The following is a 23,858-nucleotide window of genomic DNA, read 5'->3' as shown; positions in this document are numbered from 1 at the left end:
TAAAAAAAGGCTCTTAAATTGGTTGTTGATTTCCGCTCCAATCAACATTGCTCAAAAGTTAACATTGTCCGTTTTAAAAAAAAAGAGGTACTCCATATTAGCCTGGAGATACCTCTTGGGACTTAAATTTCATTTTTAATAATTACTTATAGATAGTTCACCTTTGCTGATTGCAACTCCTGAGCTCGCACCAATCCGGGTAGCTCCTGCTTCTACCATTGCAAGCGCATCTTCACGGCTTCTGACACCCCCCGATGCTTTAACACCTATTTCCGGTCCAACGGTTTCACGCATAAGTTGGATATCTTCCACAGTCGCTCCGCCAGTTGAAAAACCCGTTGAGGTTTTTACATAATCAGCACCGGCTTTAACTGCTAGCTCACAAGCCCTTACTTTTTCTTCATTTGTAAGCAGGCAGGTTTCAATAATCACTTTCGTTAATGCGTTTCCTTTTGCCGCTTCCACCACTGCCCTAATATCACGTTCCACTAATTCGTCATCATGGTCTCTTAGTGCTGCGATGTTAATAACCATATCCACTTCTTCCGCACCATTTTCAATTGCGTTTTTGGTTTCAAATGCTTTGGTTTCCGGTGTTGAGGCTCCGAGCGGAAAGCCAATTACCGTGCACACTTTAACCTCAGGAGTATCTGCAAGCATTTGTGCTGCCGTACCAACCCAAGTCGGATTTACACAAACGGATGCAAAGGAATACTCTTTTGCCTCTTCCACCAGTTTTATAATATCCGCTTTTGTTGCATCTGCTTTTAATAATGTATGATCAATCATTTTTACAATATGTTGAGTCATCGTTACCTTCCCCCTTATTTATATAAAATACCAATTAATACTCTTTGTTCACTCTGTAACTATATCAGATAAATGAACATTTGTAAAAACTAAATTGAACATTATTTTATTTAATTACATTTCTTGTCTCTTTTAAGTGTTTATTTTTAGGGAAAGGTAAATCAAAGGGGGCAAATGATTATGAATAAGCTTGGCAGTTTCATTTATCGACACCGAAAGCTTGTCCTTTTCACCTGGTTTTTTGCCATTATTGTATTAGGCTTTTTCGCATCGAAATTGCCATCCGTATTAAGTGGAAATGGTTTTGAATATAACGGGGAATACAACAAAACAAGAGAGATTCTTGAAAGAGATTTTGGACAGCCTAAATCCTCGATTATCCTTGTGTTTCAACGCGAGAAATCGATTAGTGACCAAGACTGGAAATCATTTATAGAGGAAACATTCGTAAATCTGAAAAACTTCCATGGGGCAAAAGAAATTATCTCCCCCTATGCACAAGAAGGTATGGTAAAAGAAAATTATGCTTACGGACTGATCACCTTTCAAAAAAAAGCCGAGGCTCTTGGAAAAGAAATTGTCCAATTAAAGCAAAAACTAAAAAATCAAAAAGGTCTAAAGGTAACCATGACGGGTGAACCCGTTATTGTGAAAGATTTGAATACTGCCAGCCAAGAGGACCTTGCTAAGGCAGAAATGATTGGACTTCCCATCACTTTACTAGTCTTGATCCTTGCTTTCGGTGGATTAGTTGCTGCTGCGACACCGCTCATTATAGGTGTTGTGTCCATTTTAATAACGATGGGGACGGTTTATTTCTTTAGTTACGGAGCCGATTTGACCATTTTCATTTTAAATATTATTCCAATGATTGGACTCGCCTTAAGTATTGATTTTGCGTTACTTTTTATCAATCGCTATAAAGAGGAGCTGCAGAGGAATTCCGTAGCGGAGGCCGTTAAGATCACTGTTGCAACCGCCGGCCGTTCGATCATTTTTTCAGGACTTTGTGTGTTTATTGGTTTGTCAGGACTTTGGTTCATTCAAATCGATATCTTTCAAAATGTGGCTCTCGGTGGAATGACGGTTGTGTTTATTTCTGTATTTTGTGCATTAACTTTTCTTCCTGCCCTCCTATCTGTCATTGGGAATGGAATTAATAAATTTAGTCTTATAAAGATTGCGGAAAATCAAACAAGCATTTGGCATCGATTTGCGAAGTTTGTCATGAATCATCCAATTTTTTTAACCATAGTGGCCCTTGCGATTTTGCTAGTTGGGCTAATTCCGGTAAAACAAATGATTCTAACCATCCCAGGTACAGATTCCCTGCCGTCAAACTACCCTTCAAGAATGGCGTATGAAGTGTTTCGCGACCATTTTATCCCAAAGAACAAGCGGGAGGAGAAAAAGGTAACAGTAGTCCTTGAATCAAAGAATGATTTTCTAAATAAAGAAAACTTAATCATGGCAGAAAAAGTCATTAATAAAATACAAAAGGACTCATTAGTCCATACCATCAATTCTCCTTTTTCCACTACGGGAATGAAACATGCTGAACAGTTAAATCAATTTTTGAAATACGGACCAAAACAAAAGGTTATACCAGTAAAGGATTATTATTTAAGCGGAAATAAGATGCGTCTGGAAGTTTTTTTAAACACCGGAGAGCACTCCTCAAAAGCCAGAAAATGGGTTGATTCTTGGTCTAAACGGGATTTAGGAATTAAGGCTTCCTTTGGAGGCACGATAAAATTTGAGCAAGAAATATTTGATGAAATTTTCACAAAGGCTCCCTACGGCTTATTGTTAATTTTTTCATCCACCTTTTTGATTCTAATGGCAGCCTTTCGCTCGATTCTTATCCCGTTAAAGGCTATTTTGATGAATGTTTTAAGCTTGGGATGTACGTTCGGCATTGTGGTTTGGATATTCCAGCAGGGACATTTCGGATTTAAACCGGTAGATATTGCTTTAATTTTACCTGTATTCGTATTTACGCTTGTATTTGGCTTATCCATGGATTATGAGGTATTTTTGATTTCAAGGATTCAGGAGTTTTATTTAAAAACAGGCGATAACAGCGTGGCAACCATAGCCGGGTTAACGTATACGAGTAAAATTATTACTTCTGCGGCTGCTATTATGATTGTTGTAACCGGTGCATTTGCCTTTACAGGTGTTATGCCGATCAAACAATTGGGGGTCGGAATTGCAATTGCGATTTTTATTGATGCTACCATAGTGAGAATGGTCCTTGTACCGGCTTTAATGAAGCTGCTTGGTGATTGGAACTGGTGGTTTTTTGGGTATAAAAATAAACAGCTTCGTGAAAATCGAAAAAGGCCAGCCTGAAAATCGGCTGGCTCTGTTTTATTAAATATTTTTCGCGTATTGTTCACTAGGAAATTTACTTAAGACTACATGTAGGCTGACAGGTTCATTCTCATTATTTTTAAAGGACATTTCTTCATCACTGCTTACATGGATAAGATCTGCCTCCGTAACATCCGTTTCCACACCATTAATGACGAGCGTTCCAGCCCCTGTTACCACATATAAGTAAACCTCCGTTCCCGGATGCTTATGGACTGGAAGTCCCTGTCCAGGTAAAAAATTTAAAACAAAGGCTGTCGTTTCTCCCTTTTTATAGATCACCCTTTTTGTAAATCTTTCTTCGCTATATTCCATAAAGTCTTTTACTGAATTCTTTTCCACTATAAATACCTCCTTAATGTAACTAATTTCATTATAGTTGAAAACCATTTTCATTTAAGTGACTGAAATCACATCGTTTAATATGTTCAAATAAAAGGAAAAAAATAAAAAGGAGTTCAAAGAACCCCTTTTATGACATATAGGAAAGAACTACTTTTTGTGGAAGATCTTTCGCATCTTGTGATCTACTTTTTAATCGTTCACATGACGGCATTTCAAAGGAAAAATCCTCTACCTTTGAAGGAATAACCCCTTCTGTTTTTAATTGATCAAATACCTTCTGCATTGCTTCTTCTGTTGAGAGCTTTTCTTCAGAATCATTTACTTGAAAACATTCAACACAGGTCTCAATGATATTTTCATCAATTTTTTCTTGAGCAAAAACTAGCTGGGCTCCCGTGATTGCTTCTACCTCATTGTTTTCTAATTCAATGATGGTGGTTATATTCATTTTTCATTACCTCCCGCTTTGGATACCTCCATTATAGTTAAATATAACCGCGTAAAAGGGGAAAATCACATTTTTTCACTTTTTATTCATATGTTTATGACAATTTTCTGTCTAAGTATATTTAACCATTAAAAACTCATACAACTTCCTTTTAAACAAATACTAAAAATACTAAACTTTTGGAGGAGATTGTTTTGAGAAGTTCTATAAGACTTATCCTGCTATTGCTGACTCTCATGCTTATTTGGCAATCCTCCGCTACACCATCCTTTGCTGTAGAGAGCGGGGCCAATACGAGTGATATGGTTCAGTTACGGATTCTTGAGACGACAGATCTGCATGCCTCTCTAGTGAATTATGATTATTACCAGACGAAAGTGGACAACCGAATCGGGCTTGTTAAAACGGCAACGCTGATCAAACAGGCTAGGAGAGAAGTGAAAAACTCCCTGCTGTTTGACAATGGCGACCATTTAAAGGGCAACCCTCTCGGTGAATATTTGGTACGTGTAAGAGGACTTCATAAGGGAAAAATTCATCCTGTATACCGTGCCTTTAATTATTTGCATTATGATGCGATTACCATCGGAAACCATGAATTTAATTATGGACTCCCCTTTATCAAAGACGCGTTAAAAGGACTGAAAATGCCTTACGTGAATGCAAATGTGTACTCGGCAAAAAAGCAAAAACCTTTTTTTAAACCCTATGTCATTTTAAATAAGGAGGTTCTCGATGAAAAGGGAATAGCTCATGCAATTAAAATTGGCGTAATTGGCTTTATGCCAACTCAAATCATGAAATGGGATAAAACAAACCTTGAAGGGAAGGTGTTTGCCCAACCGATTGTGGATACAGCCAAAGCATTTATTCCGAAAATGAAAGCAGAAGGAGCTGACCTCATTATTGCTCTTGCCCACACAGGGATAAGCAATGAACCCTATCACCCTGATACCGAAAATGCTGTTTATTACCTTACGAAAATTCCCGGAATTGATGCCATCCTCGCTGGGCATTCCCACGGCATTTTCCCTGGACCTGCCTACTCTTTTATGCCCAATACAAATTTAGAAACGGGAAAAATCAATATGAAGCCGGTTGTGATGGCAGGCGCATTTGGAAGCAGACTCGGGATGATCGATCTTAAGTTAAAAAAAATTGCGGGAAAATGGGTGGTTCTACAAAGCAGTTCCACTACAAGGGCGATTGCAGATGAAAATGGAAACTCACTTGTGAAAACGGATAAAACATTATTCAAACGGATTAAAAATGAACATCGGGAAACCGTTGAATTTATTAAAAAACTTGGCCTTTAGCCGGCCAAGTTTTGATAATTGAAAATAATTCTCTTTACATCCTATTCCCCACTCTACTATAATAAAAAAGTAAATAAATAAGCTTGTTTTTTGGGGGAGTCTGTCAACACAGGCTCCTTTTTGCTTTTTTTAGGAAATGTATACGGAAAGAAGGGAAAAAATGTCAACACAAGCAATCATTGCGATAGGTGTATTTTTAATTACATACGCATTTATCGTTACAGAAAAAATCCATCGAACCATTATTGCTATGGCCGGTGGAATCATGATGGTACTACTTGGAATTGTAAATCAAGAAAAAGCCCTGCATCATATTGATTTTAATACACTTGGTTTATTGACAGGGATGATGATTATTGTCGCCATCACATCCGAGACGGGCCTATTTAATTATATTGCCATCTTCGCCGCAAAAAAGGTCAAGGGAGATCCCATCAAACTTCTCCTAGCTTTAGGAATCATTACGGCACTTGGTTCGGCTTTTTTGGATAATGTCACTACGGTCCTGTTAATGGTGCCAGTCACTTTCAGTATTACAAGACAATTAAAGGTAAATCCCATTCCCTATTTAATTACTGAAATTATTGCATCCAATGTAGGCGGAACATCTACACTGATTGGGGACCCTCCGAATATTATGATTGGCAGTGCCGTAAAGGAACTTACCTTTATGGAATTTATCTACAATCTAACAGCTATTTCCTTTTTTATTTTAATTGTGAATGTGGTGATTCTTGCATTTATATATCGAAAGCAATTGAGGACTACTCCGGAATTAAAAGCGAATTTAATGGATTTGGATGAAAAACAAGAAATTACCGATAAAAAGCTATTGGTGAAATCTCTTATTGCCCTTGCCTTTACCATTTTAGGCTTCTTTTTGCACCAGTTATTCCATTTGGAATCAGCATCCGTTGCCTTAGCGGGAGCGTTCCTTTTGTTGTTATTAACTGGGGAAAAGCATTTAGAAAAAGCATTTTTAAAGGTTGAGTGGTTGACTATTTTTTTCTTTATCGGGTTGTTCGTCCTCGTTTCTGGATTAATTGAAACAGGTGTTATTTCCCTTTTAGCCGATTACTCCGTACATCTTACCGGCGGTAATGTGGCCTCATCTTCTATTTTAATTCTATGGGTCAGCGCTATTGCTTCCGCATTTATCGACAATATTCCATTTGTGGCAACCATGATTCCGATGATTAAAGACATGGGGTCGCTTGGAATCGATAATCTAGAACCACTTTGGTGGAGCCTGTCACTTGGAGCCTGCCTTGGAGGTAACGGAACTCTAATTGGAGCTAGCGCTAACGTGATTGTTGCAGGATTGGCTGCAAAAGAAGGGCATCATATTTCCTTTGGAAAATTCCTATTGATTGCATTTCCACTAATGATTCTCTCCATTATCATTTGTACCGTTTACATTTATCTACGATATTTAGTATAAGGAGCTAAAAAAGATGAAAATAATTTATTCGTATGATGAAAAGCTTCTGGACTTAAATGAGACAGCAAATGACGATGACATTGAATTCAATATCACCAGCTTAGGTACGGACATAAAACAACAAGTATATAAAATTCGAGAAATATTTAATGAAAATAAGGTCTTAACAGATATTCTTGTATACGCTCACACAAACCAAAGATATCAAATTATTGTTAGAAAAGATTTTTATAATGACTTTATCATCGAACTTTTTAGACAACAATTAGTTAAGGAAGTAAAATGGGCTTAAAATCTTTTAGGATGCCGGAAAATCGGCAGCCTTTTTAATTCCCTAATCCCCTTTAATGAATGAAACCAACATAAAGGTATACCATAAAAACAAAGGGGGGCTTCGATGAAAACGCAAAAAAATCGAGACAAAAATTTAACGTATGAATCAGATGGAAAAATGGGGAAACAGAAAAAGGGTAGTACCTCTAAAGGACGAGATTTTTTTAACACAACACAAAATAGTGAGTGACGAAAAAGCTTCCCAAAAATAATGGGAAGCTTTTTCATTTACATTTTTCAACAAAAATTTTAAATTTCGTAAAACCATAGTATAATTGATAAGATGTAAATTTTTACTTTATCATTATATTAGGAACGTTTTATTACAGGAGATCCATAAAATGTTAAAAGACTTTGTGTCAAATTCCGCCATTTTAATTGCTTCTTTTTCCATCATGGGACAATTATTTAAAGATAAGCCATTACACCTTTCCTCTCCTCTATCAGTAAAATTTTATTGGGGACTTAGTTTTGGAATTCTTGGAAATATCTTAATGATCTACAGTATCCATATAAATGTAACAACCATTGCTGACTTACGGCATTTGGCTATTGTAACAGCAGGCGCCTTTGGGGGTTTTATCCCTGCAATAGTCGCATCCATTCTAATCGGGATAGGAAGGATTTTATTCTTTGGATTTAATAATACTTCCATCCTGGCATCCACCGGAGTCATCCTAACAGGGCTAATTTGCGGAGGAATTTCGAAGTTTAGATATAAACCTATCATAAAAGCCTTCCTCATGAATCTTATGGGCTTAATCATTATCTCAATCATTCTCTTTATTAATATTCAAGATCGTGTTGTACTAACAAATATCTTAATGTACCATTACGTTATTTCGTTAATTGGCGGTATTTTTTCCTATCATTTATTAGTTTTTATCGCTAAATCAAATGAGGCCGAACAACATCTTAAAGAGGCCAACAGCCTATTAAACCAACTTTCCTATATTGATGGCCTTACGGGTATTTCCAATCGAAGATATTTTGATCAAACCCTTGAAAAGGAGTGGGCAAATTTATCTTCCACAAACTCTCCGCTAACCTTGCTAATGTTCGATATAGATTATTTTAAAAAATACAATGATACGTACGGCCACCTAGAAGGAGACCGCTGTCTTCAATCCATAGCCAATGCGATAAAAAACGTAATTTATATGCAGACCTCCTACACCTTTTGCCGCTATGGAGGAGAAGAGTTCGCTCTTGTTTTACCCTTCGCAGATCAGAATGAAGGGATTCAAATGGCGGAAAAAATTCAAAAAGCAATTCAATCGCTTAAAATTCCTCATATTAGCTCAAAAATATCGGATATTGTTACATTAAGTATTGGGACCGCTACAATGATTCCTAAAACTTCCTTAGACAGGGAGAAGATCATCCAGTTGGCCGATCAATCTCTCTACTTATCAAAAACGAATGGAAGAAATAGAATTTCAACTGTTCAATCATAAAAACCTTGGAAGGCTGCATCACCAGCCTTTTTTTGCAGGTTGAAATCACAAAATTTTGAAAATTTTGCATGAATTTGTTGAATCTTTGGGAAATAACCTGTAAAATTTTCCTATCAGCTATTTTTGGACGGTGAAATGAATGGAAATTACTAAACATCTCTTCCTAAACCTTTCCATTTTAATAATTCTCCTGTTTTTTTACTTGATATGTTTTGATAAATATAAAAAACTACTTACCTTAAAGCCTATCTTGATTTTTTTATTCACCAGCTTAATATGGGTTTGTGTTCAACTTTCCTATAATCCAGTACCGTTTTCCCACTATGATTTAAGAATTATTCCTTTAGTGATTGGCGGTTTGTATCTTGGAATGGGTCCAATCCTTGTTTTAGCTTTATTAATCATTAGAAGTTTTTACGGATGGGATATCGGTTTATTGGAAACTTCCATACTCTATGGTCCACTTGCCATTGTATTTTGGCTCATAACTCCCTGGTATTGGAAGCAGAGTTCTTCAAGACGAATCATTATGGCTGTGATAATAGGGATGATCCTTGGTATCCTTACGATTGGTGGAATGGAACTATTCCATCCCTATACTAATTGGTTTGATGCTTGGTTTGCCTTTTTAATCATTCCTCCGCTAGGAATAGCTATTGTTTCGTATGCAATTGAATTTGTCAAAAATAATAATCAGATGCGTCTGCAACTGATTAAAACAGAGAAATTAAAGGCAGTCGAACAAATGGGGGCGGCAATATCTCATGAAATTCGCAATCCCCTGACAGCAGCCAGTGGCTTTGTTCAATTATTGCAGGATGATTATCTGCCACGCCATAAAAGAAGAGAGTACCTTGCACTCGTGAGGGACGAACTAATTTCTGCTGAACGGGTTATTCAGGATTACCTGACCTTTGCAAAACCTGCCCTAGAGGCGTATGAGGAACTGAATGTAAAAAGTGAACTTAAGCAAATCATAAATATACTGCAGCCTTTAGCCAATCAAAATTCTGTAGAGATTAATACCGACTTTTCGGTCATTGGTTTTATAAAAGGCGACCAGCAGAAATTTCGTCAATGTTTTATTAATGTCCTCAAAAATGCAATTGAGTCCATGCCAAACGGAGGATACCTTTCCTTAAAAACGGAATATGACCAGGAATATGTGTCAGTTACTGTTAAGGATACAGGTGTCGGAATGACAAAAGAACAGCTTGAAAGGCTAGGCGAACCCTTTTATTCTACAAAAGGTTCAAAAGGGACAGGACTTGGAATGATGGTCGTGTATAGCATTGTTCGGGCCATGGGCGGATGGATTCGGGTAGAAAGTGAAATAGAAACCGGAACCGCCTTTCATTTTCACTTTCCGGCCATCAGGCCATATAGAAAATCAGAAAATCAATAAGAAATGGACAGATGGATTTTACATCCTCTGTCCATTTTTAACGTTTCATTCGGATCATAAATTTATAGCGGTCTGCACGATAGGTGGACTTTACAAACTCAACTGGAGTCCCGTCATGTAAGAATGTATTTCGATGAATCAGCATAACAGGTGCACCTGCAGAAATCTTCAAATAAGGTGCCTCCATCCGATTTGCAATCGATGACTCTATCGTCTGCGTAGCATAATCAATTCTCAGGTTTAACTGGCCCTCAATATACTCATATAAAGACCGATTGACAATCTCCTCTGTTATTCCTTTAATTAAATTAGCAGAGATATAATTGATTTCTATCGCCATGGGCAGATCATCCGCCAAACGGATCCGTTTAATTTCATAAACAGGACCATATTCTTTTATGGCCAATTGATTAGCGATTTGGGCGGTTGCAGGAATCACCTCAAAAGACAGCAGCTGACTTCCCGGTTTTAACCCTCTGGATTTCATATCCTCTGTAAAGCTTGTTAGCCCTTGCAATGCCTGTTCAATTTTCCGGTCCGCTACAAATGTTCCCTTACCTTGCAACCGAAATAAATATCCGTCGTTTACGAGTTGTGTAAAAGCTTGCCTCACCGTCATCCTGCTTATTTGATACTTTTCAGCGTATTCTCTTTCAGGAGGCAGCGCATCACCCGGCTGTAATTCGCCTTTTTCAATTAAATCCTTTATATGTTCTTCCAGTTGATAATAAATTGGAATAGGGGAATGTTTATCAATCATGCTCCTCTCAACTGCGTCCTTTCTTGGCCATATCAATTGAAAGAATATTTATTCTTTCAACATTGGAATTTTCAAATCTAAAATAGCTGCTTCATCTGCAATAATTGTAACACATAGGTGATTTTTCAGTACAGAAGCAGGGAAATTTTCATTTAATTCCGAGTGCAAAAGTTGATACATAGCATCCCTTTTGCTTTCCCCAGAAACCAATAGTAGAATTTCTCTACTCTTCATAATCGTTGAAATCCCCATTGTAATGGCTTGTGTCGGAACTTCTTCCGGACGATTAAAAAATCGTGCATTCGCTTCAATCGTCGAAGGCGCCAGGTTCACAATATGTGTTTTTGATTGAAAGGATGTCCCCGGTTCATTAAAACCAATATGCCCATTACTCCCAATTCCAAGAACCTGCAGGTCAATGCCGCCATGACCCGCTAGTAAATCCTCATAACGATTACATTCCTCTTCAATATTCCTGCCATTACCTTTTGGAACAAAAGTATTCGCTTTTTTAATATCAATATGGTTAAACAAATTCTCATCCATATAATACCGGTAGCTATTTTTATCTGTTCCAGCAAGGCCGATATATTCATCAAGATTAAAGGTCGTGACGTGCTGATAGGAGGTTCCATTCTTTTGATGATCTCTAATAAGGTTTTGATAGGTCCCAGTTGGTGTACCACCAGTAGCTAATCCAAGGGTGATGGAAGGATTATCAAGAACCTTTTTCATTATATATTCAGCCGCTGTTTCGCTCATTTGCTGATAATCTTTTACTTCAATAATTTTCATTTAGATTTCCTCCTTTTTAAAGGCCACTTTTCCTCGGCATATCGTCATATAAACTTCCAACTGTTTATCCAATATTACGATGTCTGCATCTTTTCCTTCAGCAATACTTCCTTTTCGATCATATATATTTAGTTGCCTAGCCGGGTTTACTGAAGTCATTTCGATGGCGTCTTCAAGTGAACATCCTGTAAATGTAAGAATATTTTTCACAGCATCCCCGAGTCTTAAAATACTGCCCGCCAGTGTCCCATCATCAAGAAATGCTTTACCATCCCGTACATTTACCTGCTGACCACCAAGATCGTATTGGCCGTTTTTCAAACATTTTGCCCGCATTGAATCTGTGATTAAAATTAACCCTTCTTTGCGTTTTAGATTGTAAGCCAGTTCAATCATTTCTGGGCGGACATGGACTCCATCTACAATCATTTCAGCAATTAGTTCATCCCGTAAAAGGGCAGCTCCCGCCACACCCGGCTCGCGGTGGTGCAGCCCGCGCATTTGATTAAAAAGATGAGTGACGTGATTGGCACCTGCACCAATGGCAGTAATTACTTCTTCATAAGCCGCATCGGTATGACCAATCGAAGCAATCACCCCATTTTCCTTAAGATAACGTATTAGTTCTAAACCACCGGGACGTTCAGGTGCTAACGTTACAAGTTTAATATTCCCCTTTGAAAGGTCCTGCCATTTCTTAAATAAAGAAAGATCCGGATCAATAATATGCTCAATCGGCTGAGCACCCGCTCTTTTTTTATTGACAAATGGCCCTTCAAGATGAATCCCCAGGATTTCAGCACTTCCTTCGATCGATTGTGTTTCAATAAAATTTCCCGCATTGATTAATGCGTTTTCTATTTCCGCTTTTTCCTGTGTCATGGTAGTAGCTAAAAAGCTGGTCGTGCCTTCTTTCGGAAGGGTTGCCGTCATATTTTCCAAAGCTTCAGGTGTAGCATCCATCACGTCGGCACCATTCACCCCATGTATATGAACATCAATAAAACCGGGAATCGCTTTATATTGCGATGAAATTTCAATCATTTCGTATTCTTCTACATTTTTAAGCTCATCTGTTAATCCCAGTTCTACTATTTTTTGATCTTTAATTTTTATATAACCATTTTGAATCATCTTGTCTTCTGTATAAATTTGAATACCCTTTAGTAAAATATGATTAACTTTTGCAGGCATCTTCATTACCCCTTTCAAGTTACTTTCATATTAGCACCATTATCTTATAGTTGTCTATACCAATCCTATATATTAAATTCAATATATCAATATGAATATATCCTTATTATTAAAGTATTTTCCAATATATTATCCCTGATGATTTTAATGAATTTCTAAAATTGGTATAGACATCTATAATTAACGAGTGGTATGATAACCATGCATTTTAAAAAGCGCTTTCACAAATAACTTCCTAAAACAAAGGAGAGAAACAGATATGTTAGGATTTTTACAAAGAATCGGAAAAGCATTAATGCTTCCAATTGCAGTGCTTCCAGCTGCCGGATTATTACTCCGATTTGGACAGCCTGATCTATTGAACATTCCTTTTATCGCCAATGCTGGTAATGCTATTTTTGCAAATTTAGCATTAATTTTTGCCATTGGGGTGGCGATGGGTTTCGCAAAAGATAATAATGGTGCAGCCGCATTAGCAGGTGCTATTGGTTATTTAGTATTAACAGAAGGTACAAAAGCAATTGATAAAAATATAAATATGGGGGTTCTCGGCGGGATTTTAGCCGGAATTATTGCAGGACTTCTTTACAATCGTTTCCGTGATGTAAAGCTGCCGGAATGGTTAGGATTCTTCAGTGGCAGAAGATTTGTTCCAATCATCACCTCGGTCGCGATGGTGGTTTTGGCAGGCATCGCCGGGTTTGTTTGGCCACCTATTCAAGATGGTATTAATAGTCTTGGGAATTGGATTATTGGTTTAGGTGCAATTGGTTCGGGCCTTTTTGGATTTCTAAACCGGTTACTGATTCCATTAGGACTTCACCATGTATTAAACAGTTTATTCTGGTTCCAATTTGGAGAATTTCAGGGGAAAACAGGAGATATTGCCCGCTTCTTTGCAGGAGATCCAACTGCTGGCGGTTATATGACAGGATTCTTCCCCATCATGATGTTTGGACTTCCTGCAGCAGCCTTTGCGATTATTGCTGCCGCTAAGCCTGAAAAAAGGAAATCGGTATCCGGTATGTTTATCGGGCTTGCGTTGACTTCATTTCTAACAGGAATTACAGAACCAATTGAATTTTCATTTATGTTTATTGCTCCATTACTTTATGGTGTTCATGCAGTTTTAACAGGGCTATCGATGTGGATTACTTCATTATTAGGAATTAAAGATGGGTTTACCTTTTCTGCAGGGGCCATTGATTATGCATTAAACTTCAACATTGCTCAAAAGCCATTATTGTTATTATTAGTTGGTGTAGTGTACGCAGTTATCTATTTCATCATTTTTTATGGATTAATAAAGGCTTTTAATATTAAAACCCCTGGCCGTGAGGATGATGAGGCAGCCGAGGTTAATCAAGATGCTCCAAGCACGGTTGGAGGAAACAAATATGAGACCATGGCTTATCACTTTATTAACGATATTGGCGGCAGAGAAAACATCACTTCAATTGACAATTGTACAACCCGTTTACGCTTAAATATTAAAGATATGGAAAAAGTAAAGGATTCTTCTTTAAAGGCACATGGAGCCAAAGGAATTATGAAATTGAATAAAAACAACCTGCAAGTTGTGGTTGGTACCGAAGTAGAATTTGTTGCAGATGCAATGAAGAGAATGGATATGAATCAAGTACAAGTTGACGATTCTATCACGGATTCTGCTGCTCCAATGACGGATGGCAAGCTGCCATTAATGGAAGAAGACTTTGTTATGCCGATAAAAGGAGAAATTATTCCACTTTCCGAAGTGCCGGATCAGGTTTTCTCTCAAAAAATGATGGGTGATGGTTTCGGGATTGTTCCGGAAAATGGATCTGTTGTATCTCCTGTTGACGGGGAAATCCTTAATGTGTTCCCTACAAAGCATGCCATCGGTATTCATTCTAACCAAGGCTACGAAATTCTCATCCATATCGGGTTAGATACAGTAAATTTAAAAGGAGAAGGCTTTTCAGTTCTCGTGAATGAGGGAGACAAAGTGACAAAGGGACAAGCGATTCTTAATTTTGATTTAGAATTCGTTAAGAAATCAGTTCCTTCTACGATCACACCAGTCATCTTTACAAACTTAACAAAATTAAATGTTAAGAAGCACGGTCAAACCGAGCAAGGAAAGAACGGAATCCTTTCAATAGAATAACGGAAAACGACAGGTGCCTGACACCTGTCGTTTTTGTTATGCGTATAATTTTGATTCTTCCTGCTGGAAGAAGCTCTTCATGGCGTGGAATACATCGGCTTTTTGCTTGAGGATATAATAGCGGAAATGCTCATCCTTGATATTTTTATAAGCAGACATTAAGGTGGAATGGCGGTTGTACTGATTAACCTCGCCATAACCGAACATATTCGACACCTTCATTAATTCCTCCACCAATTTGACACAGCGTGCATTGTCGGATGTTAGATTATCCCCGTCTGAAAAATGGAATGGATAGATGTTATACTTTCTTGGACTGTATTTATCATCAATCAATTCCAACGCTTTACGATAGGCAGATGAACAAATCGTTCCACCGCTTTCTCCTTTGGAAAAGAAATCTTCCTCCGTAACAACCTTTGCTTCCGTATGGTGAGCAATAAATTCAATTTCCACCGTTTCGTATTTCGTTCTTAAAAAGCGAGTCATCCAGAAGAAAAAGCTTCGTGCCATATACTTCTCCCAAATCCCCATCGATCCACTAGTGTCCATCATCGCAAGTACTACTGCTTTAGAATCCGGCTTAATGACCTCATTCCAGGTCTTAAATTTCAAATCATCCTTATAAATGGGATGAAATGCAGGTTTCCCGCTCATCGCATTACGTTTGAATGCAGACATCATCGTTCGTTTTTTATCAATATTCCCCATTAATCCTGTTTTTCGAATATCATTAAATTCAATATTCTCAACCAAATGTTCTTCTTGTTCTTTTCTCTTTAAATTTGGAAGCTCTAACTGTTTGAATAATGCTTCCTCTAATTCCATTAACGAAACTTCAGCCTCAAAATAGTCCTCTCCAGCTTGATCGCCGGCGCCTTGCCCTTTTCCCGGACCCTTTTGCCCGCTGGAACCGTCACGTGCTACTACATCCCCGACTTGGCTGTCACCGTTACCTTGGCCCACGTGTTTGTTTTTGTCGTAATTATAACGAATTTTATATTCGTCCAGTGAACGAATCGGAATTTTTACCACATCTCGACCGTTTGACATGATGATGCTTTCTTCTGTGATAAGATCTGGAAGATTATTTCGAATCGCCTCTTGAACTTTTTCCTGGTGCCGCTGCTGGTCATCGTGGCCTTTACGGTGGAGGGACCAATCTTCTCTAGAAATCACAAATTGATGGTTATCGTCTGACAATTAAAACCCCTCCCTATAAAATTTTGAAAATCCTTTACACACATTTTTTTCTACCACATACTATAACTCGAGTGTAAAAATCCAAAAATCCAAATGAAATATTGATTACTTTATCCTATGCAGAAACTGCGAATAATTTACAAATAATTTTGACAATTGGTGTTTTGCCTATGAAAATGGACAAGAATTTTGATAAAAAAAGACTGGCAAAATTGCTTCTGCCAGTCCGTATAGCCGTTAGCGATTTAATAAGCTTCCTACATATCTCAATAGTTCGTTTGCTGATGTCGAATTATAACCATGCTCATCAATCAGCCTTGCCACAACATCGTTGATTTTTTTCAATTGCTGTTCATCCGGCGTTTTCGATGATGTGGTTATCTTTACAACATCCTTAAGGTCAGCAAACAGCTTCTTCTGGATGGCTTCACGCAGACGGTCATGGGAATTATAATCGAACCGCTTGCCTTTTCTTGCATAGGCTGAAATGCGGATTAAGATTTCTTCCCTGAACGCTTTTTTCGCATTCTCGGAAATACCAATTTGTTCCTCAATGGAACGCATTAGTTTTTCATCTGGATTAATTTCTTCACCAGTTAATGGATCGCGAAGCTTTGCTTTATTGCAGTAGGCTTCGACATTATCCAGATAGTTATCCATAAGTGTCTTGGCAGACTCTTCATAGGAATAGACAAATGCTTTTTGGACTTCATTTTTCGCAATATTATCATACTCTTTCCGAGCTACTGCAATATAGTTCATATAGCGGTCACGCAGTTCTGCTGTGATGGATGGATGCTGGTCTAGCCCATCCTTCAACGACCTTAATACGTCTAAGGCATTAATAGAAGGTACCTCTTTACGAATGATCGTAGAGGAAATTCGGTTAATGACATAACGCGGATCAATTCCGCTCATTCCTTCATCCTGGTACTCTTTCTTAAGTTCCTCAATATCTGCTGTATTAAATCCTTCAACACTTTCGCCATCGTATAAACGCATTTTCTTAACTAAATCGATATCACCTTTTTTCGGTTCCTTCAATCGAGTTAAAATGGTAAACATCGCAGCAACCTTTAGCGTATGCGGTGCAATATGAACATCTGACACATCACTTTCCCGGATCATTTTTTCATAAATTCTTTCTTCCTGTGACACCTTAAGATTGTACGGAATTGGCATGACGATAATCCTGGAATGAAGGGCTTCATTCTTTTTATTGGAAATAAATGAACGGTATTCCGTTTCATTCGTATGTGCGACAATTAATTCATCCGCACTGATTAACGCAAACCTGCCCGCTTTGAAATTTCCTTCTTGTGTTAACGAAAGCAGATGCCATAAAAACTTTTCATCACATTTTAGCATTTCCTGGAATTCCATCATTCCTCGGTTAGCTTTATTTAGTTCCCCATCAAAACGGTATGCTCGTGGATCTGATTCGGAACCAAACTCTGCAATGGTTGAAAAGTCAATACTTCCAGTTAAATCGGCAATATCCTGTGATTTTGGATCGGATGGACTAAAGGTTCCAATACCGGTACGTTTATCCTCTGAGAAAAAGATTCTTTCCACCTGAACATCTTCAATTCTTCCGCCATATTCTTGTTCAAGGCGCATCATGTTTAATGGCGACAAATTTCCTTCAATGCGAATCCCATATTCTTCATGAAATTCATCCCGTAAATGATGGGGAATTAAATGCAATGGATCTTCGTGCATCGGGCAGCCTTTAATCGCAAAGACAGACCCTCGATCTGAGCGTGAATAACCCTCTAACCCTCTTTTTAGCATTGTCACTAATGTAGACTTACCGCCGCTGACTGGGCCCATTAACAATAAAATACGTTTTCTGACATCTAGCCTTTTAGCGGCCGGATGAAAGTATTCTTCCACAAGGCGTTCTAATGCTTCCTCTAAACCAAATAATTGATTGCTAAAGAATTTGTATTTCTTCGTCCCTTTTTCTTCTTCAATTCCCGCGTCCTTAATCATATTATAAACTCGAGAATGTGCAGATTGTGCAACCCATGGCTTCTTCTTCAACAACTCCAAATAATCGGCAAAAGTTCCTTCCCAACGCAGCTTTTCTTCTTCTTCACGAAACATCTCGATTTTTTTTAAAATATCCATAAGGCCCTCCCCCTGTAGCTTAGTCAGAGACGATTAATATACTCTATGCACGTAGGAACTTGAACATGCGTAACCAAAACAATTAGTCCCTATCTTTTTTGTTACAGCCCTTTTCATTTTTTAAAGTTAGGCTATAATAAAACTATATGCTCGACTAATCGAAAAAATTTGCGGGAGGGGTTACATAGTGAATACTTTTATTGTAATTTTAGTTATGATCGCATTCTTAGCTGCCATCTTCACCTCAGGATACAACGACAAGCCAGGCGCAAATAAATAATTTAAAAGGCTGCCAATGCTAGCAGCCTTTTTTTATTGACCTAAAGCAGGTCCTTTATTAAGTAGGTTAGAGTAGTTTTGTTGCCTTAGTGCTTCATATACCAGAATAGCCGCAGTATTGGACAAATTTAAAGAACGGACATTTTGATTCATGGGGATCCTTAACGCGCGGTCCTTATTATTGGCAATGACATCTTTAGGAAGACCTGTCGTTTCCCGTCCAAAAATAAAATAGTAATCCTTGTTCAGATCGCTGTAGTCAAAAGAGCTATGCGGGATTTCACCATATTTGGTTAAATAAAAAAATTCACCGCCTGCATTCTTTTCAAAAAATTCATCTATTGAATCATAATAAATAATGTTCACAAACTCCCAATAATCCAAGCCTGCCCTTTTCAACATTTTATCTTCTGTTGAAAAGCCTAATGGGCGGATTAAATGTAAACTGGTATTCGTGGCAGCGCATGTACGAGCGATATTTCCGGTGTTAGAAGGAATCTCAGGCTGGTATAATACAACGTGATTTGACATCAATTTCACCTCAAAAAAAATCTCTACCTGCAATTATACCACTATGTTGTTTACGGACAAGAACTCAATCCAAAATCGAAAAGAACTTATATTTTATGTTTGGCGTGTAGGCTGATGAATCTTCATAGGCCCAATATCTCATTCGGCTATTGTACGTATTGGCATTTACCAACGGCATTCCATATGCATCCTTCCCTGTCACCATCGTATTATGATTAAACCGGCCATCCCCTTCAAAATCGTAGCAAATTACATCTCCTAACACTAATTGGTCAGGGCTACTGACTTCTCTAGCTCTTAAACCACTCTTTGAGTTCGCCAAATATAATCTTAGGGAATTCGCTATTGCCCAGCTGTAGCTCCAATTATTATTTTGCATCCACCAGCCGCTTCCGCGGTTCGGATACCCTCTCATGGGTGACCCGCCAGCACGGAGGCATTGCGATATATAATTGGTACAATTATTTTCAAATTTTTTATACGCAGGATTATAACTATTCCACCAGCGTTCCGCATATTGCACCGCCTTTAAGCGGTCATATTGGAAACTTGAGCGCTCCTCCAATTCCTCCGTTGGGATGGGCAATTCCTGATGATTATCGCCTGTTTGAACCGGTGCGATTTCTTCATCAGAGATCACTTCTCCTTTAAAAATTTTGGCGAGCCTCATCTCAGTTTCCTCTTCTAGATAAAGCGCATCTTTTTGTTTAATTAGGTATTGAAAATGGGCCATATAATGGACAGTTTGGTAATTCCCATTTTCAATTTTTTCTATTATATTGCCCGCAGCCTTTACTTTTACAATTTCTGCAGATCGTTTGGACAAAGTAGCTAATTTTCTTTCCGCTTTTGGATACAAATTTTTCTGTTCCCTCGTATTCGAAATAAATTGATGAATTCTTTTTTCGAACAATTCTTGAAGTGTATCCTGCATCTCTCTCCACTCCCTCCCATTCATACATATGAAAGATTTTATTGTGTAATACAGTAAATCTCCCTTGTTATGGATAAACATATGCAAATTGAACTCTAATTTGCTAAAAATTGCTTATGGATAGTCTTCATTGTCCACATTGTGAGTATTGTAAATTCACTGAATGTATGTTTTTTTGGTGTAATTGCAGTCGTTCATTTATTTGTGTTGAATTTCTAGTTTGTTTTAAAAGAAAGGAGACTCCACAGTTGGGAGTCTCCTTTCTTTGCTTCTTACCCTTATATCCATGTCCGGTGATAGAAGTCTATAAATAAAGAATATTTTTCTCTAAATTTAAAATCGATTAATTGTTTCACAACGGACACACTTCTTATCTACTGATGTTAAATTCCTGGATTACCGAACTCAGTTAAACTCCGAATGCCAATTACTTACCCTGAGGAGTCAGACTTCGAGTACTAAGATTCGTGATTATAAGGTATCTATCCTAAGGTTATAAAGAGAAAAGTTAATGAGCAGGAAGATAATGATTATATTTCATTTTTGATTTTGACGCTTACTTATACCTAATGCAAAAAAATTCAACTTTCCATTGTCACTAAAAAAATCGACCAGGTAAATTCTTTTTTGTGATTAAAAATTATATTATCACTCCATTCTCAATTCTTTTGTCGAATCCCTTTTTTCTCTCATTAATACCACTGATATTGCTCCAGCCAAAACGATGCATCCTCCAATGATTTGAGTTACTGCTATTTTTTCGTTGAATAGTAGAGTAGAAAATATAGCCGTTATAAACGGTTCAATCATACTTAGGATTGATGCCTTTACGGGACCTGTGATATTCATACCAGCAAAAAGGGTAAACATAGCTAGAATCGTTGAAAATAACACCATTCCAAGGATGGAAGGCCATCCAGTGCTACTAAAATGAAAATTCAACGTGCCATTTGAAATTCCCCAAATAAAGAAAGATAATGCTGCAGATAATGTAACAAAGGCACTTGTTAAAATAGAAGGAATCTGCTGGATAACACGGTTCCCAAACACAATAAAAAGAGAATAAACAATAGCAGAACCTATTGCCAGTAAGACTCCCTTTCCTTGAATCGTTCCATTAGGCATCCCTAATATAAGAACCATTCCAAGCAATGAGACAACAATAGAAGCAAACAATGACTTAGAAAAGGGTTCTTTATTGGCAAAGAAGGATAAAACGGCTACAAAAATTGGATATAAATAAACTAATAATGACGCTAAGGAAGGCGTTATATATTGAACAGATAAAAAATAAAACAAGGACTGTACGGTGTAAAGCCCCCCTCCCAATAGAACCATAAAGATGATTTGTTTCCTAGAAATGGTTAGAGTCCATTTTTTCAATTTAAATACTGCATATGCAAAAAAGAAGAAGGCAGCAATAGCAAAACGCAGAAACAAAAGGGTTGTTACGGTAACCCCACTTTGGTAGGAATACATTGCGAAAATGGGAATAAGGCCAAAACCTACAGCAGATAGAAAAACCAATAGATAGCCAGTAAGCATAATAAACACCTCGACTTCAGTCATGAAATTTTAGAACCTTAAAATATTTCTTTACAATTACTGTGCCTAATTGTCTTAAATTTTTTTGTAAAAGAACGTTCAAAAAAGGTTAGGTACCTAAAAAGGACCTAACCTCTTTAATTGCCGATGAGTGATGTTCAGCGAGAAATAACCGCTTTATTTCGATTTCATGTTGGCATTCCCCAATTGGAATAAAGCATATTAAACGATTCTTTTAAAAGATCTCTGCTGCTACACGAAAGAAATCCCCTACTAATTTGTTAATTGATTGTTCTTAGCTTATATACTTCTCTGATTGAAACTATTTCAGTAATATTTCCCCGATATTCTCTGTAATGACTGGATTGAATATGACTTTCTACCGCTTCATTGTCTTTCCATACCTCATATAGAATAAATGTATGATCTTCAGTAGATTGGTGGAGAGTATACTTTAAACAGCCTGCTTCTTTACTAGATGCTAATTGAACCTTTTTTAGTTCCAATAACAACTTTTCTTGAAAACCTTCTTTTGGTTTTAAAATTGCTGTGACAATAATGGGTTCCATATTTTCACCCCTTCTCCTTCAATAGTACCAGCAGCCCATAATGACGTAACCAGTGTATCCCCTGAACTCCCTTAGTTAACAACTTATATAGTAAAAGGTTCAGCAGCTACCTTAATGGAATCTGTTGGACAGCCGTCTAAAGCATCTACCAAATCTGCATCCAGCTCATCAGGCACTTCGGTTATGCCCTTGTTGTCATCAAGGATAGCAAATGCAATTCCTTCAACATTGTAATCAAAAATCTCTGGTGCGGTTGCGCCACATGCTCCGCAAGCGATGCATGTCTCTTGGTCAACTACTGTGTATTTAGCCATGTGGATTCTCCTCTATTTTAAATTAACAGTCTTACTGTGTAGACTTTAAAGGTAAACATAAATCGTAGTTGAATCCCCTTAGAAAGCTGATTGTACCAGGAGAAGACACCCGATGTTCTTTGACTGTGTTTTTTATATTTCAATTAGCTTCTGCGTCGAAACTTTCTTAAAGGGCAAAATTACTTAAACGGAGATGCCGCTCTTTTCTTTTTCTCCCATTATGCTTGTGCTGTGGAGAGGCTGAACTTTTGCACTTGGATCAATATATGCTTTTGCATTACTCACAGCTGTCGGAGCTTCTCCAAAACCACTGGCAATTAGCTTCACTTTGCCTTCGTAGGTGCAAATATCTCCTGCTGCATATATACCCTTGATGTTCGTTTCCATTCTAGAGTTGACAACGATGGAGTTACCTTTGATTTCAAGTCCCCAGTCTTTTATCGGACCGAGCGATGAAACAAAGCCATAGTTAACAAGGACATCATCAACTTCAATTTCTAGTTGCTTTCCGCTCTTTACTTCTGCAACAACTACTTTATCGATTTTATTATCCCCGACCAACTGTATAGGCACATACGGGGTCAAAATTTCCACCTTCGACTGTTTCAACTTCTCGACACTATGCTCATGGGCCCGGAAAGTGTCTCTTCGGTGTATAATCTTCACTTTTGCAGCCACAGGTTCTAGCATGAGTGCCCAGTCAACCGCTGAATCACCACCGCCAAACACAACTACTTTTTTTCCGGCAAATTGATTTAAATCCTGTACGAAGTAATGTAAGTTAGCATTTTCAAACTTGCCTTCTCCTCCAACTTTCATCTTTCGCGGCTGGAATGCCCCGTTCCCAGCAGTAATAATAATCGCTTTTGAATAATGAGTTTCCTCGTTTGTCGTAATTGCAAAGTTCCCATCAGCTAAACGAACGATGCTTTCTACCGATTGTTCCAGGCAAACTTCTGTTTCAAACTGACTCACTTGCTCCAGTAATTGATCAACGAGTTCCTGTGCTTGCACCTTAGGAAATCCAGCAATGTCAAAAATAAATTTTTCAGGGTACAAAGCAGACAACTGCCCTCCGAGCTGAGGAAGACTTTCGATAATTTTCACAGATGCTTGGCGCATTCCTGCATAAAAAGCGGAAAATAAACCAACTGGCCCTCCCCCGATAATGGTAATGTCAAAAACCTCATTATGCTTTTCCATTTGATTCCTCCTAAGCTGTCGTAATTTTTGAATTCTCGTTTCTATAATGTTCTAAATAGTTAAACAATTGATGACGTGCTTGTTTTTCAGCCTGTCAATTTTTATATATGCAATTAGTGTGCCAAGTTTAAAATCAGCGTAAAATGCACGAAAATTTTATTTTCCATAGAAAAGGCTTTCAAATTGAGTTATTTTTAACTCAATTATGAACATAATTCAACTCACTACCTTCTTGAAAGAGAGGATTATTCTATGAAAAGTCCTGAAACTACAAGCAATATAGAGATGACACTACATACTCTTTTAGTAATCCTCGAA

22 protein-coding genes are annotated in these 23,858 nt (G+C 37.8%); 8 read left to right on the top strand and 14 right to left on the bottom strand.

Annotated elements, in window-relative coordinates; translation table 11 throughout:
- Positions 1-135: 135 nt before the first annotated feature.
- Positions 136-810, bottom strand: a complete 675-nt coding sequence (gene deoC, locus M028_RS0113815; RefSeq protein ID WP_026574380.1) for a deoxyribose-phosphate aldolase — start codon at positions 808-810, stop codon at positions 136-138.
- Positions 811-990: 180 nt separating this feature from the next.
- Between deoC and M028_RS0113810 the strand changes: the two genes are divergently transcribed.
- Positions 991-3,165: an MMPL family transporter gene (locus tag M028_RS0113810; RefSeq protein WP_026574379.1), complete on the top strand. Its 2,175-nt coding sequence runs from the start codon at positions 991-993 to the stop codon at positions 3,163-3,165.
- 21 nt (positions 3,166-3,186) lie between these two features.
- Here M028_RS0113810 and M028_RS0113805 read toward each other — a convergent pair whose 3' ends face one another.
- Together M028_RS0113805 and M028_RS0113800 are read right to left on the bottom strand one after the other, a co-directional pair.
- Positions 3,187-3,528, bottom strand: a complete 342-nt coding sequence (locus tag M028_RS0113805) for a cupin domain-containing protein (RefSeq protein WP_026574378.1) — start codon at positions 3,526-3,528, stop codon at positions 3,187-3,189.
- Positions 3,529-3,658: 130 nt separating this feature from the next.
- Positions 3,659-3,979 (bottom strand): hypothetical protein, encoded by a 321-nt coding sequence (locus M028_RS0113800; protein WP_026574377.1) that lies wholly within the window; start codon positions 3,977-3,979, stop codon positions 3,659-3,661.
- Between the two features lie 194 nt (positions 3,980-4,173).
- Here M028_RS0113800 and M028_RS30010 point away from each other — a divergent pair, with 194 nt between their 5' ends.
- From M028_RS30010 to M028_RS30005, 6 genes are all read left to right on the top strand, one after another.
- The gene (locus M028_RS30010; protein WP_051591041.1) at positions 4,174-5,295 is read left to right on the top strand and encodes a metallophosphoesterase; all 1,122 of its coding nucleotides are present in this window, start codon (positions 4,174-4,176) and stop codon (positions 5,293-5,295) included.
- A 160-nt stretch (positions 5,296-5,455) separates the two neighbouring features.
- On the top strand, positions 5,456-6,736 hold the full coding sequence (locus M028_RS0113790; RefSeq protein WP_026574376.1) for an ArsB/NhaD family transporter: 1,281 nt from the start codon (positions 5,456-5,458) through the stop codon (positions 6,734-6,736).
- Positions 6,737-6,749: 13 nt separating this feature from the next.
- Positions 6,750-7,028, top strand: a complete 279-nt coding sequence (locus M028_RS0113785) for a hypothetical protein (protein ID WP_026574375.1) — start codon at positions 6,750-6,752, stop codon at positions 7,026-7,028.
- 105 nt (positions 7,029-7,133) lie between these two features.
- Positions 7,134-7,259: a hypothetical protein gene (locus M028_RS33865; RefSeq protein ID WP_269320937.1), complete on the top strand. Its 126-nt coding sequence runs from the start codon at positions 7,134-7,136 to the stop codon at positions 7,257-7,259.
- Between the two features lie 151 nt (positions 7,260-7,410).
- On the top strand, positions 7,411-8,526 hold the full coding sequence (locus M028_RS0113775) for a GGDEF domain-containing protein (RefSeq protein ID WP_026574374.1): 1,116 nt from the start codon (positions 7,411-7,413) through the stop codon (positions 8,524-8,526).
- 139 nt (positions 8,527-8,665) lie between these two features.
- Complete coding sequence (locus tag M028_RS30005; RefSeq protein ID WP_035424147.1) at positions 8,666-9,931, top strand: sensor histidine kinase; 1,266 nt, start codon at positions 8,666-8,668, stop codon at positions 9,929-9,931.
- Positions 9,932-9,968: 37 nt separating this feature from the next.
- Here M028_RS30005 and M028_RS0113765 read toward each other — a convergent pair whose 3' ends face one another.
- From M028_RS0113765 to nagA, 3 genes are read right to left on the bottom strand one after another with little or no spacing between them, the layout of a single operon-like run.
- On the bottom strand, positions 9,969-10,691 hold the full coding sequence (locus M028_RS0113765) for a GntR family transcriptional regulator (protein WP_026574373.1): 723 nt from the start codon (positions 10,689-10,691) through the stop codon (positions 9,969-9,971).
- Between the two features lie 48 nt (positions 10,692-10,739).
- The gene (nagB, locus tag M028_RS0113760) at positions 10,740-11,486 is read right to left on the bottom strand and encodes a glucosamine-6-phosphate deaminase (protein ID WP_026574372.1); all 747 of its coding nucleotides are present in this window, start codon (positions 11,484-11,486) and stop codon (positions 10,740-10,742) included.
- Entirely contained in the window at positions 11,487-12,680 is a 1,194-nt protein-coding gene (nagA, locus tag M028_RS0113755; protein WP_026574371.1) for an N-acetylglucosamine-6-phosphate deacetylase, read from the bottom strand. It lies immediately after the preceding gene.
- A 259-nt stretch (positions 12,681-12,939) separates the two neighbouring features.
- On the opposite strand from nagA, the gene nagE reads away from it, so the two are divergent.
- The gene (gene nagE, locus M028_RS0113750; RefSeq protein WP_026574370.1) at positions 12,940-14,829 is read left to right on the top strand and encodes an N-acetylglucosamine-specific PTS transporter subunit IIBC; all 1,890 of its coding nucleotides are present in this window, start codon (positions 12,940-12,942) and stop codon (positions 14,827-14,829) included.
- Positions 14,830-14,865: 36 nt separating this feature from the next.
- On the opposite strand, the gene yhbH is transcribed toward nagE, so the two are convergent.
- The 8 genes from yhbH to M028_RS0113710 all read right to left on the bottom strand — a co-directional run bounded on the left by yhbH (position 14,866) and on the right by M028_RS0113710 (position 23,540).
- Complete coding sequence (yhbH, locus tag M028_RS0113745; RefSeq protein ID WP_026574369.1) at positions 14,866-16,032, bottom strand: sporulation protein YhbH; 1,167 nt, start codon at positions 16,030-16,032, stop codon at positions 14,866-14,868.
- A gap of 237 nt (positions 16,033-16,269) precedes the next feature.
- Positions 16,270-18,165: a PrkA family serine protein kinase gene (locus M028_RS0113740; RefSeq protein ID WP_026574368.1), complete on the bottom strand. Its 1,896-nt coding sequence runs from the start codon at positions 18,163-18,165 to the stop codon at positions 16,270-16,272.
- Positions 18,166-18,477: 312 nt separating this feature from the next.
- Positions 18,478-18,975, bottom strand: a complete 498-nt coding sequence (gene trmL, locus M028_RS0113735) for a tRNA (uridine(34)/cytosine(34)/5-carboxymethylaminomethyluridine(34)-2'-O)-methyltransferase TrmL (protein ID WP_026574367.1) — start codon at positions 18,973-18,975, stop codon at positions 18,478-18,480.
- Positions 18,976-19,039: 64 nt separating this feature from the next.
- A complete protein-coding gene (locus M028_RS0113730) occupies positions 19,040-19,909 on the bottom strand; it encodes an amidase domain-containing protein (protein ID WP_026574366.1) in 870 nt (289 codons plus the stop codon).
- Between the two features lie 648 nt (positions 19,910-20,557).
- Positions 20,558-21,478, bottom strand: a complete 921-nt coding sequence (locus M028_RS0113725) for a DMT family transporter (RefSeq protein WP_231510813.1) — start codon at positions 21,476-21,478, stop codon at positions 20,558-20,560.
- A gap of 257 nt (positions 21,479-21,735) precedes the next feature.
- Positions 21,736-22,023 (bottom strand): putative quinol monooxygenase, encoded by a 288-nt coding sequence (locus M028_RS0113720; protein ID WP_026574364.1) that lies wholly within the window; start codon positions 22,021-22,023, stop codon positions 21,736-21,738.
- A gap of 83 nt (positions 22,024-22,106) precedes the next feature.
- Positions 22,107-22,337 carry a ferredoxin gene (locus M028_RS0113715; protein ID WP_026574363.1) on the bottom strand — a complete coding sequence of 77 codons (231 nt, stop codon included), beginning with the start codon at positions 22,335-22,337 and terminating at the stop codon, positions 22,107-22,109.
- Between the two features lie 183 nt (positions 22,338-22,520).
- The gene (locus M028_RS0113710; protein ID WP_026574362.1) at positions 22,521-23,540 is read right to left on the bottom strand and encodes an NAD(P)/FAD-dependent oxidoreductase; all 1,020 of its coding nucleotides are present in this window, start codon (positions 23,538-23,540) and stop codon (positions 22,521-22,523) included.
- Positions 23,541-23,858: the final 318 nt, after the last annotated feature.

The organism is Bacillus sp. UNC438CL73TsuS30, assembly GCF_000482325.1.
Lineage (GTDB): Bacteria > Bacillota > Bacilli > Bacillales > Cytobacillaceae > Neobacillus.
Note: the sequence above shows the minus strand (reverse complement) of the source record. Positions and strands in the feature narration are given on the sequence as shown.